This window comes from Brachyspira sp., assembly GCF_050873525.1.
Classification (GTDB): Bacteria; Spirochaetota; Brachyspiria; order Brachyspirales; family Brachyspiraceae; genus Brachyspira.
In genome coordinates, this window is the sequence record NZ_JBNMIZ010000022.1 from 1 (window position 1) to 19,914 (window position 19,914).

Annotated in this window: 22 protein-coding genes; 10 read left to right on the forward strand and 12 right to left on the reverse strand. The window is 30.3% G+C overall.

Translation table 11 applies throughout. From position 1 onward, the window contains the following. The 7 genes from ACR0QS_RS02955 to ACR0QS_RS02985 all read left to right on the forward strand — a co-directional run. A partial coding sequence (locus ACR0QS_RS02955) for an exodeoxyribonuclease III (protein ID WP_432631961.1) occupies positions 1–396 on the forward strand: 396 nt, incomplete at its 5' end. Between the two features lie 86 nt (positions 397–482). Next, positions 483–815, forward strand: a complete 333-nt coding sequence (locus ACR0QS_RS02960) for an STAS domain-containing protein (RefSeq protein ID WP_432631962.1) — start codon at positions 483–485, stop codon at positions 813–815. A 41-nt stretch (positions 816–856) separates the two neighbouring features. Further along, positions 857–1,177 (forward strand): YggT family protein, encoded by a 321-nt coding sequence (locus ACR0QS_RS02965; RefSeq protein ID WP_432631963.1) that lies wholly within the window; start codon positions 857–859, stop codon positions 1,175–1,177. Positions 1,178–1,193: 16 nt separating this feature from the next. After that, complete coding sequence (locus tag ACR0QS_RS02970; RefSeq protein WP_432631964.1) at positions 1,194–3,338, forward strand: tetratricopeptide repeat protein; 2,145 nt, start codon at positions 1,194–1,196, stop codon at positions 3,336–3,338. 105 nt (positions 3,339–3,443) lie between these two features. Further along, positions 3,444–4,550 carry a hypothetical protein gene (locus tag ACR0QS_RS02975; protein ID WP_432631965.1) on the forward strand — a complete coding sequence of 369 codons (1,107 nt, stop codon included), beginning with the start codon at positions 3,444–3,446 and terminating at the stop codon, positions 4,548–4,550. Between the two features lie 64 nt (positions 4,551–4,614). Next, positions 4,615–5,040, forward strand: coding sequence for a PepSY-like domain-containing protein (locus ACR0QS_RS02980; protein WP_432631966.1), 426 nt, complete (start codon positions 4,615–4,617; stop codon positions 5,038–5,040). Positions 5,041–5,058: 18 nt separating this feature from the next. After that, complete coding sequence (locus tag ACR0QS_RS02985) at positions 5,059–5,586, forward strand: hypothetical protein (RefSeq protein ID WP_432631967.1); 528 nt, start codon at positions 5,059–5,061, stop codon at positions 5,584–5,586. A gap of 323 nt (positions 5,587–5,909) precedes the next feature. On the opposite strand, the gene ACR0QS_RS02990 is transcribed toward ACR0QS_RS02985, so the two are convergent. The 7 genes from ACR0QS_RS02990 to ACR0QS_RS03020 all read right to left on the reverse strand — a co-directional run bounded on the left by ACR0QS_RS02990 (position 5,910) and on the right by ACR0QS_RS03020 (position 11,302). Next, complete coding sequence (locus ACR0QS_RS02990; protein WP_432631968.1) at positions 5,910–6,089, reverse strand: hypothetical protein; 180 nt, start codon at positions 6,087–6,089, stop codon at positions 5,910–5,912. Next, positions 6,086–6,235 carry a hypothetical protein gene (locus ACR0QS_RS02995; protein ID WP_432631969.1) on the reverse strand — a complete coding sequence of 50 codons (150 nt, stop codon included), beginning with the start codon at positions 6,233–6,235 and terminating at the stop codon, positions 6,086–6,088. The genes ACR0QS_RS02990 and ACR0QS_RS02995 overlap by 4 nt, the downstream gene beginning before the upstream one ends. Further along, positions 6,232–6,417, reverse strand: a complete 186-nt coding sequence (locus tag ACR0QS_RS03000; RefSeq protein ID WP_432631970.1) for a hypothetical protein — start codon at positions 6,415–6,417, stop codon at positions 6,232–6,234. Before ACR0QS_RS03000 ends, ACR0QS_RS02995 begins: the two co-directional genes overlap by 4 nt. A gap of 116 nt (positions 6,418–6,533) precedes the next feature. Then, positions 6,534–7,595, reverse strand: coding sequence for a phage head morphogenesis protein (locus tag ACR0QS_RS03005; protein ID WP_432631971.1), 1,062 nt, complete (start codon positions 7,593–7,595; stop codon positions 6,534–6,536). Between the two features lie 827 nt (positions 7,596–8,422). Next, positions 8,423–8,800, reverse strand: coding sequence for a YkgJ family cysteine cluster protein (locus tag ACR0QS_RS03010; protein ID WP_432631972.1), 378 nt, complete (start codon positions 8,798–8,800; stop codon positions 8,423–8,425). 17 nt (positions 8,801–8,817) lie between these two features. After that, on the reverse strand, positions 8,818–10,563 hold the full coding sequence (locus ACR0QS_RS03015) for a hypothetical protein (RefSeq protein ID WP_432631973.1): 1,746 nt from the start codon (positions 10,561–10,563) through the stop codon (positions 8,818–8,820). A gap of 4 nt (positions 10,564–10,567) precedes the next feature. Next, complete coding sequence (locus ACR0QS_RS03020; protein WP_432631974.1) at positions 10,568–11,302, reverse strand: hypothetical protein; 735 nt, start codon at positions 11,300–11,302, stop codon at positions 10,568–10,570. Positions 11,303–11,492: 190 nt separating this feature from the next. Here ACR0QS_RS03020 and cysS point away from each other — a divergent pair, with 190 nt between their 5' ends. Both cysS and ACR0QS_RS03030 read left to right on the forward strand, forming a co-directional pair. Further along, positions 11,493–12,914, forward strand: a complete 1,422-nt coding sequence (gene cysS / locus ACR0QS_RS03025; RefSeq protein WP_432631975.1) for a cysteine--tRNA ligase — start codon at positions 11,493–11,495, stop codon at positions 12,912–12,914. Positions 12,915–12,924: 10 nt separating this feature from the next. Then, positions 12,925–13,788, forward strand: a complete 864-nt coding sequence (locus tag ACR0QS_RS03030) for a ribonuclease H-like domain-containing protein (protein WP_432631976.1) — start codon at positions 12,925–12,927, stop codon at positions 13,786–13,788. On the opposite strand, the gene ACR0QS_RS03035 is transcribed toward ACR0QS_RS03030, so the two are convergent. Further along, on the reverse strand, positions 13,789–14,940 hold the full coding sequence (locus ACR0QS_RS03035; protein WP_432631977.1) for an iron-containing alcohol dehydrogenase: 1,152 nt from the start codon (positions 14,938–14,940) through the stop codon (positions 13,789–13,791). It lies immediately after the preceding gene. A gap of 149 nt (positions 14,941–15,089) precedes the next feature. Here ACR0QS_RS03035 and pyrR point away from each other — a divergent pair, with 149 nt between their 5' ends. Then, positions 15,090–15,617 (forward strand): bifunctional pyr operon transcriptional regulator/uracil phosphoribosyltransferase PyrR, encoded by a 528-nt coding sequence (pyrR, locus tag ACR0QS_RS03040; RefSeq protein WP_432631978.1) that lies wholly within the window; start codon positions 15,090–15,092, stop codon positions 15,615–15,617. A gap of 4 nt (positions 15,618–15,621) precedes the next feature. Here pyrR and ACR0QS_RS03045 read toward each other — a convergent pair whose 3' ends face one another. The 4 genes from ACR0QS_RS03045 to ACR0QS_RS03060 form a co-directional block, all read right to left on the reverse strand. Next, entirely contained in the window at positions 15,622–18,270 is a 2,649-nt protein-coding gene (locus tag ACR0QS_RS03045) for a hypothetical protein (RefSeq protein WP_432631979.1), read from the reverse strand. A 2-nt stretch (positions 18,271–18,272) separates the two neighbouring features. Then, complete coding sequence (locus ACR0QS_RS03050) at positions 18,273–18,590, reverse strand: hypothetical protein (protein ID WP_432631980.1); 318 nt, start codon at positions 18,588–18,590, stop codon at positions 18,273–18,275. Between the two features lie 35 nt (positions 18,591–18,625). Beyond that, a complete protein-coding gene (gene rsmD / locus ACR0QS_RS03055; protein WP_432631981.1) occupies positions 18,626–19,168 on the reverse strand; it encodes a 16S rRNA (guanine(966)-N(2))-methyltransferase RsmD in 543 nt (180 codons plus the stop codon). Between the two features lie 88 nt (positions 19,169–19,256). Beyond that, positions 19,257–19,823: a hypothetical protein gene (locus tag ACR0QS_RS03060; RefSeq protein ID WP_432631982.1), complete on the reverse strand. Its 567-nt coding sequence runs from the start codon at positions 19,821–19,823 to the stop codon at positions 19,257–19,259. Positions 19,824–19,914 lie beyond the last annotated feature (91 nt).

A 19,914-nucleotide genomic window follows, 5' to 3' on the forward strand; every position in this document is an offset into this window, starting at 1 on the left:
TTAAATTTTTACAAAGAAATTATTAAACATTTGAAAAAATTAAAAAATAAAAACAATGTAATATTATGCGGAGACATGAATATAGCTCATACGGAAATCGATTTGGCTCGTCCTAAAGAAAACGAAAAAAATATAGGTTTCCTGCCCGAAGAGCGAGCGCTTATTACAAAATTTTTAAATAGCGGATTTACCGACACTTTTAGAATGTTTGTGCAAGAAGGCGGATATTACAGCTGGTGGGATTTTAAGACGGGAGCGAGAGCGAGAAATGTGGGCTGGAGAATAGATTATTTTTTTGTAAATAACGAAATGGCGAAAAATATTAAAAGAGCGGATATATTAAGCGAAGTTATGGGAAGCGACCATTGTCCGATTTTAATCGAATTTCAAAAATAATAACGCTTGATTTTTTTGTTTTTTATTTTTATTATATATATTCTAATTACGATTTATTAAAGTTTTTTAAATTAAGGAGGATTCGATTGGTTAGAACTATAATTGAAGATAAAACGGCTATCATACATATTGAAAAAAATATTATATACGAAAATGTCGACATACTTGAAAATAAACTGTCTTATATAAAAAGTCTGGGAGTTTTTAATTTTATTTTCGACTTTCATAAAACGGAATTTATTTGTTCTTCGGCTTTGGGATTAATCGCCTCCACTTTAAGAATAGCATCGGAAAACGGAGGAGTCGTTTATTTTTGTTCTTTGACGAGCAGATTAAAAAATTTATTTGAAGCGATGAAATTTTTGAATATAGTTCATACGGCAGGCAGCGCGGAAGACGCGTTAAAAAATATTAAGTAAAAAATTAAATAAAAATAAAGATAAAAATAATCGGATATTATATGATTAAAGAAGTTATTGATTTTATATATGTTTTGATAATTCAGGGTTTAAGGCTTTATTCTTTTATATGGTTTATATGGATTATCATAAGCTGGCTAACCGCGTTCGGAGCGATTCATTTGGATTATTATAATCCTATCGTGCGATTTTTTTATAATATAACGGACGGAATAATCGACAGAATATTTGGAGATTTTAGAAATAAATTTATAGTCGGAATGATTGATTTGTCTCCTTTGGTTTTTCTTATAATAATCAATATGGTTCTTCCAAGAATAATATATTTTATATATTTATTTGTATTAAGATTTATTAGATAATTTTTGCGAGTTTGTTATGGAATCGTTAGATAAAATAATGGAATATATGAGCGAAGGCGATTTTCAAAAAGCCATAAAAGAACTCAATATAATAATAGAGCATGAACCGAATAACGCGAAAGCTTTTTATATGCGAGGCAAGTCGGCATTTATAGAATTGCAAAATGAAAAATACGATAACAATTTGGAAACTAATTTTATATATTCCGCTATAGAAAACGATTTAAATAAATCGATTGAAATAGACCCGAATATAATAGACGCTTATCGAGGTTTGATGTATTTAAATAGAGTTTTGAAAAATGTCGATAGAGAAAGAGAATTCGCGCAAATTCTTTTGGAAAAATCTAAAGAATTTTCAAATGAGATTTCAACGGACGCTTTGCTTATGCTGGCGAGCAGTTATTTAAACAACGGAAAAAATGAATCGGACTTTCATCAGGCGCTTGGTTTTTACGATGATTTTATTAAAAGAGTCGATATTGAAGACGGCAGAATGGCGCGATTTGAAAGAGGACTCTGTTATTATAATTTGAATATTCTAAATAAAGCGGATGCGGAAGCGAATAAATTAATTGAAGATTTTCCAATGTATGACGACGCGTATTTTTTGAAAGGAATTGCATTATCCAAACTCGGAATAGAATCGGAATTTTTTGAAGACGCGATATTCTTTTTAAATAGAGCGATTGAATTAAATAATAAAAATTACAACGCTTTATACGAAACGGCGGAATGGCATTTTGAAAAAGGAAATTATAAAAAAGCTATAGAGATTTACGATAAACTTCTTGAAAGCGAAAATAAATATAATTTAGCCGCTTTACTTTCAAAAACTCAAACATTTCATGATATGATAGTCGAAGGCGAAGAATATACTGGAAGCGAAGAACAAAATAAAAATTTAACTGAAGCTTTTAATTTGATAGATAAAGTTATTGAAATTTTAGGAAACGATAAAAGAATCGTTCAATATAAATATTATAAAGGGAATTTATTTTCTTATAAAGGCGAAATTGACAAAGCGAAAGAAGAATTTGAAAAAATTGCCGAAGAAAAAAATATTGTAGAACCGCTTTATTACAGAATCGCTGAATTTTATTATAATCATGCTAAAAGTAAAGAAGATTATAAAAAATCTTTAAATTATTTGGAAAAAATAAAAGATAAAAAAAATGCGGTTTATAATTTATCGATATTTGCAAATTACGAATTAAAAAATTATAAAGAGATAGTTAAAATATGCGAAGAATTTTTAAATAATTTTTCGAATAATAAAAATATTAACGAAGAAAAAAATATTTATTATATAAGATTTATTTACGCTTATTCTTTGCAAATGACTAACTCTCATGATTATGATTTAATAATTGAAAACTATAAATTATGTCTTAACGATGAAACTTTGGATAAGGCTTTAATATATCGAAGCATTGCAAAAATAATGATTTACAATATGAGCGTCAATTATTATTTGAAAGGAATGGAATTCTTGCAATTATCAATGAAATTAAAAGACGCGGCGTCTTATTATTTATACGCTAAAGAATTATTTTACGGAAATATCGTAGCGCCATGTCCAGAACTCGCAATTGGTTTGGCTAATACTTCAATCGAGCTTAACGGAAATTTGGAATGTTCTTATATAATAATGGGAAGAGGCTACGAACTCGGAAGAGGAATAGAAAAAAATCCGAATAAAGCTTTTGAAATATATTATAAGGCAAACGAAATCGCCAAAATAAATAATTCAAAATGTTCCTGCGCTAAAGCCGCTTTGGCTCATTGTTATTATAACGGAATAGGAGTCGAAAAAAATCAACCTATGGCTTTAAGTATAGTGAAAAAAACGGCGGAAGAGAGAGGAAAATTTTCTCATAGCCATATAGCTTTATTATATTCTTATTTTGCGCTTAACAATTTTGAAGGATTCGATTTGCAAAAAGCGTTATCTTTATTTAATCAAATTTTGCCATATTATAGCGATTTGTCTGTCGTTATGACTTTAAAAAGATTGTATAAAAAATTAGGAAGAAAAAAAGACATTAAACGAATGATAAAAATCGAAACGGAAACTTTGAAAAGAACGGGAGAATTTAATTTGAATTATTTAAGAAATTATATTAAGAATTTTAAGAATTTTTACCCGATTCCTTTTTGACGCTATTTAAGTATAATAAAAAATTGCTTTACTTTTTAATCGCTTTATATTATTATTAATCATTATCAATTAAAAAATTTTATTTTAAATAAAAAGGCAAAATTAATGAAGAAATTTATTTTTATATTATCAATTTTATTAATCGCGTCGAATATTTTATTAAACGCTCAAGAAAATTATTCAAACGCGATAATGCCGAAATTACCAAGCGCGTTCGATATGTTTATAGGACGAGAAGGGAATAATAAATTGCCTCAATATATAAAAAACGATTTGATAAGAGACGATTATAAAAGAAAATTGCCCGATTTACAAAATACAAATTTATCTTTCTTTCAAAAGTATCCTATAGAATTTCATTTGACTTCCACTTTTTCTTACGCGGCGCATACGAATACTTTTAATATGCGAGACACTTTCGTTTCGCTTGGGCAGACTTTTCATAACGATTATATAGCATTCACGGGATTTATAACGGCGTTCGGATATTTCGATACGCATGAACCTACAAATGATTATTCTTATATAAAAGGAAACGCGGGACTTTATGACGGAGGAGTTCAGGCTATTTTTGTCGATAGAATTTTAGTTTCTGCAAGAGGAAGAGCGACTTTCGATATTAATACTACCACATTTATGCTGATGCCTCATTATTACGATACGACTTTGAATCCCGCGAATATAGACACTCCTAATTATTATATTCCTCAAGTATTAAATGGAGCGGGAATAAGAGTCGGATTTATCGGTAATCATTACGAAATAGCTTATTCGCAGGGAGATTTTAGGCACAGCATTCCGAAAGCGTTTTTATTCAGATTCAATATTCCTAATTTGGAGTTTAGATTTTTATACGAACATGAAAACAGAAAAGCGCCTCAAGATTATCATATAACTTTATTCGAGTCTTTGGTTCAGGCTTCGGCGACTTTAAGATTCCCGTTTTTAAATGAAACTATTTGGCTAAACGCTATAGCGGAATATACTTGGCGAGAAAATGACGCTCATTATATTCGTTTGGAACAGGGCTTCGAATGGTATATGCTCAATATCGCTTTAAGAGAGATGGTTCATATAGTCGATAAAAACGCGAAAGCTTATTTGGAATATACAATATTTGGAAAATTTATGGCGGGACCGGCTGAATTTGCAATAGGTTTTCAAGGTTCTACGGATGGACGATATTATATTGCGGGACATGTTAAATTATAAAAAATTGTTAAGATAAAAATAAAGAATAAAAAATAAAAATTTAATTTAAGGAGAAAATAAACCAATGAAAAAAATAATCATTCTTTTTATTATCGCTTTTAATTTTTTGGCTTTCAATTTATTTGCATCTTCGGTTGCATTAAGCGAAGTTCCTAAAAGCGCGATTAATTTCGCGGACGCGTATTTCACAGATTATTATTTATACAGAGCGGTTGAAAATTCTGGCTCATATACTCTAATATTCAAAGGCGGACTTAAAATACATGTAAACTCGAAAGGCGAATGGACTACTATAAGCGGAGGCGGAGACGAAATAAATATAGAATATTTGGAGAAAGAAGTTATCGATTCTATAAAAAAAGAATATGCAAACGAAAAAGTTATTTATGTAAAAAAACAAAAAAACGCATACAAAATAAAATTTAAAAATCGAACGAATATTACGGTTGATTTTGAAGGAAATATAAAGAAAGGCAGAAGAGATTATTGATTATAAATCGTATAAATTTTGAAAATATTACCGATATTATTAATAGTTTATAATTTAGGAGAAACCATGCCCGTTGTAACGATAGAACATGAAGAATATCCTTCAGTTATAGTTATAGAATATAATAGTTTATACAAAAACGAACTTATAAATTTTATTCATAATATAAAAATAAAAGACAATAAAGAAGAAGTTTATACCGAACCTTACTTTTTTAAGATTATACAAACGAATAATAAAAATGTCGGACTTCTTACTATAGACGGAAGAATCGAAGGATATTATTATATAAATAAAGAAGGAATGCTAAAATATATTTATATAAGTTTTCCTTACAGAAGAAGCGGATTTGGAAAATTAATGATAGCGCATGCTTTGAAAATTAATCCAGAAGTGACTTTCGACCAAGCGCAAAATCAAGGATATAACAGATTGATTAGCTCTCCTATATTCGAAGACGCTCTTAAAGGAACTCCTTCCGAAGCAAAAGATTTAGGATTTGACGATTCCGATGGAGGTAAAGAAGGCGAACTTACTCTTTTTTAATTTATACTTTCAAAACAAAAGTTCCGTTCTTTTTTCATTAAATATTATAATAACAATTTGGCAGTTGCGCATTTGTTATTAGCAGCGAATAGGCGGAAAATATAGGAAAATAGCGGAAAAAAATTGCCAAAAATCTATTCGCCGTTATTTTTAAAATCAATAATTTAAAAAATCTCCGAAAATCGCATATATAATCGCCAAAAATCCCACGCTTCCAGCGGCGCTAGGCTAAAGCCCACAGAGTGAAGCGGACAGCGTCCAGTCGCCAAAATGCATAAAAAATTAGCCGTCAAATCCTATAAATCCAGCTCTATTCTCTGGCGTTATTTTAATTTATTATCCCAAAAATAATTTTTGTATTCTCTAATCTTAATATCGTTTATTCTATATTGCAATTCGGTTATTTTTTGTTCCAGTTTGATTATTCTGTTTTCGTTATTAATCGTAGTTTGGAATAAATAAATTATCAATACGGTCAATATAATAGATATAATATATTTCATTGTCTTTTTACTCCAGTTTTTACCATGCCAATTTTTTTCATTTTTTCCCTCTTCCTGAAATATTCAATATAACCTTTATAATTAAATATCTTAATTGCGGTTTCCATATCACAGACGAAACATTTTAAGCCTTTAGGATTCGTCATTTCCTCTTCGCTCTCCTTTTTGCCTTAATTTTATAGCTTCGATATTTTGAGCTATTTTGTAAACGCATTCCGAAGGTTGCGCTATCCTCTTTTTTTATAGCTTTTATTAATTCTCCTTGAAAGCTATGATAACCGTTTCCTCTCTTTATGCTGTTATAATTTCCATCGTAACCGTAACTCATTTTTCCCCCTTGACTTTTGTCAAATAATTTATTATACTAAATGCAGGTTGGATATGTATGGAGCTTTAACTGTGTTTTGAGTAATTGAAACATGCAGGTCATACAATGTCCAACCTTTATTTTATCCTCTCCAAATTACTTGATTTATATTTGCTAATCTTTTGCTTTTCATTCATAAACTGTATATTTCTTACAGACGGCATTTGTATAGATGCTCTTTGTTTAGAATGAATAAAACTTGGTCTTATGACGATTTGCAAATATTTATCTTTTTCAACTTGATATAAATATAAAAGATTTTTATTATTCTTTTGAAAATAAACATCTCCATAAAGCAAACATTTCAAAATATTATCGGCGTCCGATTTTTCCAGTGCTTCTCCTTTCGATGCATGTCTTTTTGCTTTGATACCGTTTAGCAATCCCGCTCTTAAACCTATAGTTACGCTTTCTCCAATATCGATTCCAGCTATTTGCATTAATTTATTTTTAACTAAAGTGTCGATAAATCCTATAGCCGTGATATTCCTTCCCGTATCTTTTTTTTCGATAGTGCCGTCCTCTTTTACTTTAGGCTCGGCAAATGCCCTTTCAATAAAACTTTCAAACTGTTCTTTTTTGATTTCGTTTCGTAAGATAGTCTCGGCGATATTTTCAAATCGGCTCGGGAAATCTTTTTTCGCCTTTTTCATGAAGTCGTCAAATAGGACTAAATCTCTGCTATAATTCGCCTGATTAAAATTAAATGCGGGGTCTACTCCAGCGGGAACTTTGGATATTGTCCCGTTTCGTTTATTGACATATGTTTTATAAACTGTCTTTGGAGCTTTCGTTTTAACTCTAATTTTAACGACTTGGTTATCTCCAACTGGAGTCGGTATTCCTTCTTTTTCGTATCTTTCTTTTCGTTTTTTTGAGACGGCAACGGTATAGCATTTGCAACCCCATCCGTTCGGCGGATTATGGGAAAGCCAGAACGGGTCGTTTTTATCTAAAATCAAGCCGTCCCATGCGAGATGTTCGGGACGATGGACTTTTGAGGGTCCCACTCTATACATCAAATACGGGTGAGTGTCGGATTCGTAAGCTCTGTCAAATCTGCCTTTCATGTAGGCGCTTCTTAAGTTGGTTTCATAAATCGTTTTCAATCGGCGCGGAGTGTCTATATAAACCTCCACTTCGGCGCCCGTTTTCTCGTCTTCGGCGTCTGGACGCTGTCCGCTTTAGCGCCGCCTTTGTCATGGGGTTTGCCATCATAATGACAATTATTTTCACTCCGTCATTTCCGAATTAAACGCTTGACAAACGCTAAAAAATTTAATATAATATAAACGGATAAATTAATTTTAGGAGGAGTTAAAATGAGATACTGTATAAACATTATCAAATCAAATCAAATCAAATCAAATCAAATCGGGAATTATATACTTTAAACAATATTTTCTAAAACTATTTTTAATCGCTTTATTATCATTTATATCGGTATTTTCTATAAGCTGCAACAATTCCTACAAGCCATTCGATGATGTTATTCCGACTACTTCAGGCGACCTTGTTGATAATTCAAGAAGTTTATATTTTTACTACTTCGATTTTAAACGCGCAAAGTTAGAAGTTAGCCCCGAAACCGCAAAAAATATAGCGGAGGCGGAAGTAATTTTCCCCGCAATATATTCGGACGATGACGGAGCCAACTTATATATAGCGAATGGTAAGATTTCGGTAAAAGCGCCTAATTCAACAATAAAAAACGCTCAATGTTATAAATCTGGCAATTATTATAATGCAAGAATTGATAATGGAAATGTAAAATCTTATATAAAACTTAATATGAATGGCTATCCCACTCCTATAACCGTAGAATATATAGTTGCAATGACAACGAACGGCATGAGTATTCTAGCCGCTTATACGACTGTTTTATACTTTCCTCCAGATATTTAATGTAGTTAATATTATAATTTTAATTCAACTATTCAAACGGGGGATGTAAAAACTTCGTCCGTTATTTTTTTATTTTTACTCCCTTGCAAGGACGATTAAATTTTCCAGAAATTAAATTTCCGTTTTTGTCGGTATATTCTTTCCAATATGGAAAAGTTTTGCATTGAGTCGGTTTCGCTTCATGTATAACGCATTTATCTTTTTCGTCTAAAAAATGGCAGCGATTTTCCTCGTCTACTTTAATATGGTAGCCCAAAGAATCGTCATAATCCAAATATTTATTTATGAATACGAGCGGATTTAAATCGAGATATTTTGCGGCTTTGACTATATCGCTTTTATTAAAAAATATATATCCTTTTTCTTTGCAACAAGTTCCGCAGCCTTTACAGGAGAATTCCAATATAAGATTTTTCTTTTTTGCCTTTGTATTTTTCATTTACCGATTTATAGAAATTATCGAACGATTAATCTCGCTCTGCTTCTTAATGTGTTTGCCGAGTTAGTTTTTCCAATACTTAAATATACTTGAACAACTCTCATATAATCGTCATATAAGGCTCTTTTTTCTTCCGCCGTCATATCGTCAATTTTTTTTTTATTTTCGGGAATTTTTATATCTTTATTGAATACCAAAGAATCTGGGTCCTTAAAAATATTTTCGTTCATAACATAAATCGAAGGCCATCTTCTTGCATCTCCCAATTCGCTAGAAGCTATCGAAGTTAGTGTATCCGTCCATTTTGTTCTATATGTGTTTCCGCTTAAATACGAAGTTCGATTTTGATTTGAAGTTTGAGATTGAGGATTTGGCGGCGGATTAGGAATAACTGGAGGATTCGGCAAATTAGGTTGAGGAGTAGTAATATTAGTGTTTGCCCGCGATATTGTATTTGTAACATTATTCGTAGCGACAGTTGAGTTATTCGTTTGCGCATTCGTATTTGCGATATTTTCGTTATTATTAGTTTCTTCCGTTATCACCGCGTTAATATCGTTAGTTGGATTTGTGGAAATTTCATTTGTATTTTCAATATTACCAATTTCAATGCTATTAGTGTCGTTGGTAATAGGAGATATTATATTATCCGTTTCAGTTTCATTTTCATTAGTCGCCGCTATATTATTATCATAAAAACCGTCTTCCGTGCCATCGTTTTTATTTCCTAAAAATTGAAATCCCAAATATGCCAATCCCAAAATTATTATTATGATTCCTATAATGGCAACAGTTTTATTTGATTTTTTTTCTTTTTTAATCGTGGAATGAGGAGGCGCCACATAAGGTTCTGCGGGCTTTCTTTCAATTTCTGGAATTCCGCCCGATTTCATTTCGTCTTCGGTTTCTATTATTTTTATATCTTTTCTTTTCAATTCTTCCAACTTTTTACTCGAATATATGCTATAATCTTCAATCGGCGTATCTTCTTCTATCATAGCCGCGTTTTCTATAGCTTCGTCAATTTCGCTTTGATTGAATTTCGACTGCTCTATATTTTTTCTCAATTCTTCGGCTTCGATTGGACTTTTTATAGAAACCGCTCTTTTGAATATATCGCTTTTGCTATAAGTATTTTTTGTAAAAGTTTTGACTTCGGATTTTTTTTCTTCCAGTTTTTCCTCTTTAGTCGTTTCTTCGATAGTTTCTTTATTTGAATTATTTTCTCCAATTTCTTCTTTTTTCTCAAATCTATTAGCGCTAAAATCGACTTTATTTAAATCGTCCGTTCCGCTTTTTATAACCGAACTTTCCAATTGACTTGAAACGATTTCATTTTCTTCTATATTACTTTCATTATTTTCTTTTGTATCGTCTACATCTTCGTCTTCTTTTACTATCAAATGTTTTTTTACCGCTACAGGTTTTGAAACGGTTTTGGATTTCGCTTTTATAGCCTCTCTCAATAATTTAATCGATTCTCTTTCTGGTTTTTTATCAATATCTTCGGTTTTTATCGGTTCAATTTTTCTTATCGTATTCGCTCTATAAGTTTTTTTACTTAAAGAATTTTTATTTAAAGAATTAACCGCAGTTTTTTTAACCGAGGATTTTCTATCGATTTTTTTAACGGGAGAGACTGTTTTCTTCTTTGAAGTAGCCGCTTGTTTTTTAGCAGTCTTTTCTTTTTCCGCAGATTTTTTCGGTGCGGATGTCTTTTTAGGTGTTTCTTCTTTTTTGTTATTTGTTTTTTTTGTAGCCATAATTTTACTCTGTAATATTTTGTTTTATTTTTATAATTATATTTCTTATAGTATTCATTGTCTCGCTATCGAATATATTATCTCTTAAATTTCCTTTTTTCAATAAATCTATAAGATATTTATTTAAATCCATATTTTTTTTTAAGTTATATTTTTTCGCTATATAAACGGCATCCGACATCGACAATATAACTCTTAATTGATTTCCTTCCGAAGAATATTTATCTATAAGTTTATGCGGAGTGTCTATTCCCAAACAACTCAGCTTTTTACAAACCGTCCAAAATAAAGGATTAACCGATTGTTTCTGTTTATGCTCTTTTTTATTTTTTATCGTATAGAGAACGGATAAATCTCTAACCTCGAAAGCGCATATTTCGGCAAAAAACTTTTCTTGGTAAGGCATCAAATAATTATGGCTTTTAGTTTTCGATTCCACTCTAATTATAAATCCGTTTTCCTCCAAACTATCGAGCGATTTAACTATCGTGGCATTTCCTCCAATTCCCGCTTCGTTTAATATTTGCGAATGAGTTATTCTCGCTATTCCCAATTCGTAATCGTAATTTGAAACCAAAGCCCTATAAATTTCTTTTGCGGATGCTTGTAATTCTTTCCATTTAGGATTTTCGGTAATATTTTTCGGTATAAAAGAACAAGTCGAACTTACGGATAAAAACATTTCTTTATCCATAGATTTTAACTGCGATTTATTAATTATATCTATTATATCTTCCAAAATATATTCCCTTAATCTTTTTTCATGTTTTTTATTTTGTAATATAATACAATGAATTAAAGATAAAATCAAGATATGGAAATTATAATTTTATATATAGTAAAACTTAATTAAATTACATAGTTCTATATTGACAAATAAAACCTTTTAAGTAAAATAAATAATCATAATTTTAAACGGAATAATTTATATGACAGATATAACATTTTATAATTCGCTTACGAGAAAAAAAGAAATATTTAAGCCGATAAACGATAAAAAAGTCGCTATGTATTCCTGCGGTCCAACGGTTTATAATTACGCGCATATAGGAAATTTTAGAGCTTATATTTTTAGCGATTTGGTTAGAAGAATATTGGAAGATTTCGGCTATGAAGTAAAATTGGCTATGAATCTAACGGATGTTGACGATAAAACGATTAAAAACTCTAAAGAAAATAATATTTCGTTAAACGAATATACGAAAAAATATAAAGACGCTTTTTTTGAAGATATAAAAACTTTGAAAATAAAACCCGCCGATATTTATCCTTCGGCAACGGAACATATAAAAGAAATGATAGAAATTATAGAATTATTGAAAAAAAACGGACATACTTACGAGGCTGACGGTTCGACTTATTTTAAGATTAGCACATTTAAGAAATACGGAGAGCTTGCCAATTTGGATAAGCAGGAATTACTTGAAGGAGCATCTGGAAGAGTTTCAAGCGATGAATACGATAAAGAAAACGCGAGCGATTTTGTTTTGTGGAAAGCATATACGGAAGAAGACGGCGATGTTTATTGGGATTCTCCTTTTGGAAAGGGAAGACCTGGATGGCATATAGAATGTTCGGCTATGAGCAGTAAATATTTGGGAAAACATTTCGACATTCACACAGGAGGAGTCGACAATAAATTTCCTCATCATGAAAATGAGATTGCTCAAAACGAAGCGGCTTTCAAAGAAAAATTCGTTAATTACTGGCTTCATTGCGAGCATTTGATAGTAGATGGAGAGAAGATGTCAAAATCGAAAGGAAATTTCTATACTTTAAGAGATTTGCTTGATAAAGGTTTGTCTCCCGAAGCTATAAGATATTCACTTATGAGCGCGCATTATAGAAAACAATTAAACTTTACAATCGAAGGAATAAATCAATCTCAAAGCGCAATCGACAGAGTTAATGATTTGATTTTTAGATTGAAAGATATTGACAATACAAATGATAACGAAGAAAATAAAAAAATATTTAAAGAAATCGAAGAAGCGGATGAAAAATTTTCCGAGTCTATTTATAACGATTTAAATGTTTCGGAAGCTCTTGGAATATTATTTACTTTAATCAAAAATATAAATGTTTCTTTTAATTCTATAAATATTGAAACAAAAGACAGAATGCTTAAATTTATAGAGAGAGTGAATAATATAATAAACTGTTTTAATATGTCGGGCGAAAATAAAAATTCGGATGCGGATGAAGAAACTATTAATAAACTTATAGAAGAAAGAAGCGCTGCAAAAAAAGAAAAAAATTATTCCAAAGCGGATGAAATAAGAAATCAGCTTTTGTCTATGGGAATAGAAATAATGGACACTCCTCAAGGCGTAAAATGGAAAAGGAAATAAAATAAAAGTAATGGATTTGGTAAAAAAAAGTTTTCAGCATATAGAAGGAATAAACTCCAAAAAAGAAAAATTATTATGGGAAGAGGGCGTTATCGACTGGCAAGACGCTATCGACAATATAGATTATTACGCGATGCCGAAAACTATAAAAGAAGTTTTGAAAAAAGAACTTCCAAAATCTATTTATAATTTTAATTCTAAAAATTACGATTATTTTATAAAAAAATTTCCGCCGAAAATAATTTATAGATTATATCCTTTACTTTCCGACAGAACGGTATTTTTGGATATAGAAACTACGGGATTAAAACCTTCCGCCGCCGATATTACAGTTATAGGATGTTATGACGGAAAAGAAATGAAAATTTTTGTGAACGGAATAAACGAAAAAGAATTTTTAGATTATATAAAAAACTATTCGATAATCGTAACTTTCAACGGTTCTTGTTTCGATATTCCTTTTTTGGAAAATTATTTTGAAACTAAAATAAAATGCGCACAGATTGATTTGCGATTTTTACTTAAAGATTTGGGGTTTAGCGGGGGACTAAAAAAAATCGAGCATGAAGTAGGATTAAATAGAGGAAACGATATGGAAGGAGTAAACGGCTACACCGCGGTTTTGCTTTGGAATTATTATAAAGAAACTAAAGATAAAACTGCCATAGATTCTCTGATTCATTATAATCTGCTCGATACGATTAATTTGGAACATCTTTTATGTTTTGCCTACAATAAATACGCCGATATGTATAAAACTAAACTTTTGGAATATAGAAAACTGCCCGTTATAGAAAATTATAAACCAAATAAAAAACTTATCGATTATTTGCATAAAAATCCATACAAATACGCGCCGAAAAGCGAAAGCTGATTAATAAGCCTGTTCCAATATATTTATTATAGAATCTTTATTCATTGCCCTTGGAAGTTTATCCATTCCGCTATAGCTTAAAGCGAGTTCCGCAACTTTTCCAAATTTATTTCTGTCAATATTGATTTCGTTTAATCGCATAGGCAAATTTATATTTTGTTGTATTTTCTTTATATACTGTCCCGCTTGAGCGCCTATTTCTATTGGAGTCATTTCTTTATCGATTCCTTCTATAAAATCCGCAAGCGCGTTATATTTATTCGGAGCGGAAGCTATATAATATTCCATAACATAAGGAAGCATTATCGAACATACGATTGATTTATTTACCGAACAAACGCTATTAAGAGCGATTGATAAAGCCCTAATTGCTCCAAAATTTGCGTTGCAAGCGGAAAGCGCGCATAACATATTTGCTATAGACATAGAACTTATATTATCAATATTCGAAGCGTCTATTATCATTTTATTTATTCCGCTTATACTCGTTTGCATAGAGTATCTTATCAAAGGCTCGTTTATCACATTTAAAGTGCCGCTCATATATATATCGAAAGATAAAGCAAAAACCGAAAGAGCGCTGCTTATCGAATATTTTACGGGAACGGTTTCATAAAGAGTCGGGTCGATAATGCAGTCTTTAACATATATATTTGAATCGGCGCATTCTTTATAAACTTCGTCATATTTATCGTATAGATACATTCCAAAAGTCATTTCCGACAATGAACCCAATATTGTTGGAACGGATATTACGGGCAAAGGTTTATGATATACGGGCTGCCCATTTATATAATCTGAAGATTCTCCGCTATTTGTAACGACTACCGAAGCTCCTTTAGCCGCATTTTGAACTTTAAAACCTCCAACGGCGACTATGCAATCCGCTTTGCTATATCGAACCAAATTTGCGATTATATCCGCCGCGTCGCTCGTATTATTTGAAGTTACTTCCGAGTAAACCATCGTATTAATAAAATTTTCGTTTAATTTTCCGACTATTCTGTCTATCAATCCTATTTGATTGAAAGAACTTCCGTCTGTCACTATTATTGCCCTTCCGCCGTATTTTTTTATCACATCGGTTAAAGAGTCGAGCGAGTTTGCTCCAAATATTATTTTAGTCGGTATTTTAAATTCTATTATATCCATTTTCCTAAACAATCTATTATAAATATTAGTTATATTTTCGGAATATTAATTGTTAATTTTTAATCGTTAATTAATAATATTTATAATATTGATTTTTTACAATTAATATTATAATCTAAAATAAATAAATTTTTAAGGAGAGATATTTAATGAGAGTTTTATTAAAATCGGAAGAATACGAAAAAGTCCTTCCAAGACTTGCCGCAGAAGTAATAGAAAAAGAAAATATCGACAAGTTAGCGATTGTGGGAATCAGGCGAAGAGGAGATTATTTGGGCATAAGATTAAAAAAACTTATAGAAGAAAAAGTTAATGTAAATTTGCCAATCGGAGCTATAGACATTAATTTATATAGAGACGATTTATCCTCGCTTTCGGAATTTCCAGAAATAAAAGAAACCGATATTCCATTCGACATAACGGGAAAAAGCGTATTGTTGGTTGACGATGTTCTTTATACGGGAAGAACGATAAGAGCGGCTTTGAACGCTTTATTCGAATACGGACGCCCGCAGAGAGTTTCTTTACTCGTTTTGATGGACAGATTCGGAAGAGAGCTTCCAATTTCTGCAAATTATATCGGACTTGCTTTGAATGTTCCAAAAGAGCAGTATGTATCCGTTAGAATAAAGGAACTTGAAGGCGAAGATGTAATTCTATTAAAGGATAGAAGTTAATTATTTATTCTCCAAATTTTCTAAAAAGTGAAGAATAAGTGTCGTAAAATTCCGTTTTAGAAAAATCGTTTAATGATTCTTTCGGAAGTTTATCGACAATGATTTTAAAATACGAAAATAATTTTCTGAATTTAACAATATCGTTTTCCGACAAAAGCAAATCATGTTTTGGTCCGTAATCTTCGTTATTTTTTTGGTCTCCCGTTTCAAATAGTTTTTCCGCAAGGTCCAAATCCATTTGAGTTATCTCGCCGTCAAAATCTTCTTTTCCGTTTTCTCTTTGATTAATTTTTTCGTTTGTCAAAATCGAATCGTCCTTATTCAAACTAAATTCTTCATCGACTTTAGCGTTTAAATCTATATTTTGTTCTTCAATTTTTAATTCTTTTTCTTCGGGCATTTTCGTCTCCTTTGCATTTAAAAGTTCTTCCGAATCTATAGAATCGAAATCCTCTATAGATTTTATTTGATTATCGTCATTTTTATTAGAATCGTTTTCATTATTTATAGAAATAAGCTCGATTCCTTCTTCGGGTTCTTTTCCTAAAATAAAATTTTCCAATATATTAAAATCGTTTTCGTTAATCTCTTCGATTTCGTCTAAATTTAAATCTTTTAATATTATATCGGCGTTGTTTATATCGTCTTCGTAATATCTGTTTTTATTTTGCTGAAGTATGTCGTCAAAAATGCTTTCTTCTTCGGCGCTTAACTCTCCGATAATTTCAAGTTTGCTTAAGGTTTCTTCTTTTTTTTTTAACTCGTTTTTAGCGATTTCCAACTCCATATTAATTTCTTCGTTTTCTTTTGGAATTAAATCCTCGATTTCTTCGATTGAATTAGAATCGTTTCCCAAATACGCTTTATACATTTCCTCTTCTTCCGCGCTTAATATGTCGGTTATCTCCAAAGTATTTATTAAAGGCGCTTCTTCCTCTTTTTCTTCAATTTCTTCGGGAATTATATCTTCGACTTCTTCAATTAAATTGGCATCGTCTCCTAAATATGCTTTATACATTTCCTCTTCTTCTACGCTCAATTTATCAGTTATTTCAGAATTGTCTAAAGATTTTATATCTTCGGTTATGTTTTCAATTGCTTCCGTTTCATTATTTGATTTATTATTTTCAATTTCTTTATTTTCCTTATTTTCTTCAATGGATTTTATATAATCTTCATGCAACTTCTTAAATTTGTTTATATAAAAATTGGTTTTATCTTCTTCATTATTATTATTATCTTCGGTTGTATTTTCAGTCGTTTCTGTTTCGGTCGTTTCTAATTCTTCTTTAATCTCTTCAGGTTCTTCAATTATAGGGCTTTCAATTTTATTTACTTCTTCGATATTTTCTAATTTTTCACTTTCTACATTTTCTATATTTTTATTTTCCGTGATTTCCTCTTTTATTTCAGTTTCATTATTTGATTTATTATTTTCATTTTCTTTATTTTCTTCAATAGACTTTACATATTCCTCATGCATCTTCTTGAATTTATTTATATAATAATTAGTTTTGTCTTCTTCCTCGATTAATTTATCCGTTGTTTCCAAATCGTCTTCTTTTTTTATTTCTTCGGATTTATTTTCAATCGTTTCCGTTTCATTCGTTTCTAATTCTTCTTTAATCTCTTCTGGCTCTTCGATTGTAGGACTTTCAATTTTATTTACTTCTTCGATATTTTCTAATTTTTCTTCTTCAGTATTTTCTATATTTTTATTTGCCGTAATTTCTTCTTTTATTTCAGTTTCATTATTTGATTTATTATTTTCAATTTCTTTATTTTCTTCAATAGACTTTACATATTCCTCATGCATCTTCTTGAATTTATTTATATAATAATTCGTTTTTTCCTCTTCTTCTTTTTCTTTATTATTTTCTATATCGTCAATATGCGCGGTTTCGTTTTCTATAGTTTGTTCTTCTAATACAAAATTATCTTTTCTCATATTATCATCCGATACTATAATATTTTCTTTATCCTCGTTTATATCTTTATCTTTAGTTATCAAATCCAATTCGTTGCCCGAAAGTTCCATTACTTCATTATTGGAATTAATACTTTTAATATAATCGCTTTCGTCTATATAATCCACATTATCAACGGAAGGCACAATAACTTCTTTATCTTCGTATTCTGCAATTTCATCCTCTTTCTTTAAATTATCCTCTTCCATTAAATCTATTTCTTGCATATTAGATTTTTCGGAATTATTTTTATAAATATCATTGTCTTTACTTCCAAAAACGGCGTCTTCCAGATTAAATTCCTCTACATTTTCAATATCGGTTAAATCGTCTTCGGTTAAACTTATATTATTTTTAGCCTCATTATATAAATTATTTTCTTCTTCAGTATATGCTTCGCTCAAATCGTTTTCGTTTATTGAATTTTCTGTTATTATATTTTCGGTTTCGTTATTTTCGATAGTATTAATGGAATTATTTTCCGTAATAATATTTTGATTTAAATTTGAATTAAAATTAGAATTATTATTTATATTTATATATTTATTCGTATCGTCTTCTCTGTCAATTAAAATCGTTGGAAATTCATTTTCTTTAACTTCAATATTTTTATCGAGCAAATTGTCGAGTTCGTATTCGTCTATTGCAATATCTTTATTAAAAACGCTTACAAAATCTTTTTTCATAATTAATTCTCTTCAAAATTTTTTCTTAAAATTGAATATCTATTCGGTATATTGATTATAATATCTTCCGTTATCGGCGAATTATAATCAAAACCTTCGGGCAAATATCCGCTCTCTCTCATTCCGCCCGCGATTTCCAAAACTTCGGCAACGGAAGTTCCGTATTTGCAAAGATAAGTTCCGCCGCTTACAACCGCTCCTTTTACGGTGATATTAATATATTTTTCTTCGGAGTTTGAATTAATCCGAAAAAGCTTAATTGCAATTCCAAATAAAAATACGAATAAAATAAATGATAAACAAATTATTTTTTCTTTCATAATTTTAGTATATCATTATTTTAATATAATATCAATTAATTTTTAAATATTATTAAAACATTTTCCCCGTAAATTTTTATCTCATATTTCAGATTATATTTATAATTTTCCAAAAATTTTTTATAATATTTATAGCTCAATTCCACAATCAAATATCCGTTTTCGTTTAATAAATTTCTTTCAATTATTAACGATATTACCGTTTCGTAAATTTTTGAATTATAAGGCGGGTCGAAATAAATTATATCGAATTTTTCATTTGTTCTTTTCGCATAATCTTCGGCGGCGATTCTTTTTATTTTATATTTTTCGCTTTCGTTTTCAAATATATTTTTTGCATTAATAAATATATTTTGAACTGCATCTCTGTCGATTTCCACAAAGACACAGTATTTTGCTTCTCTGCTTAAAGCTTCGAAACCAATTGCTCCGCTTCCAGAACATAAATCTAAAAATATTTTATCTTTAACTTCTATTATATTAAATAAAGCCTCTCGCACTTTGCTTTGAGTGGGTCTGAAATCTCTTTTCGGAGCGATTATTTTTTTATTTTTTTTATAGCCAGATATTATATGCATGGATAAATTATAATTGAATAATTTTATTTGTCAAAATAAAAAGCATCGCAATTAAATACGATGCCTTTTTTATATTGAAATTTCAAAACTATTTACTAGTATCGTCTAATATTTCTTCGGTAGCTTTTTCGTTTATCAATGAATAAGTAATTTCCAAACTATAATTGCTAAATTTTATTCTCAAATGACCGTCTTCAATAAAAACTGCAACTGCTGTAATTCCGTTATTGCTTTTATTTCTCACGCCTTCCAAATTATAAATCGTTCCATCTTCGTTCGATACTTCATAAAATTTGCCTTCTGCTTCTGTAATCTCTCCGTCCTCGCTTTTCGTTATAACGCTTATATAAGGCTTTGAATTTTCATCGACTTTTACATCGGCATAATAATAAATTTTTCTCGTATATTCGCCGAGAAGATAATATGCTCCAGATTTGAAAGACAAATCTTTGAACTGAATTAAACCTTGATTTGTATTGATAGTTAATTTGCCGTTTGGACTGTCGGAAGGAAATTCGGGCGCAGGTGTTTCTCCCGCTTCCGTCACGGACATGTAATTTCCCGTATCGGTAGGTTTTTTCTTACAAGCCGCTGAAATAATAACCGTCATGATAGCGAGCGCTATTAAGCATAATATTTGTTTTTTAGTAATCATAATGATACTCCCTAAAATATTTGTTCATATATATATTATAGTCAATTTTTTAATAAAAGTCAAGTAAAAATTTATGCCAGCTATTAAAAAA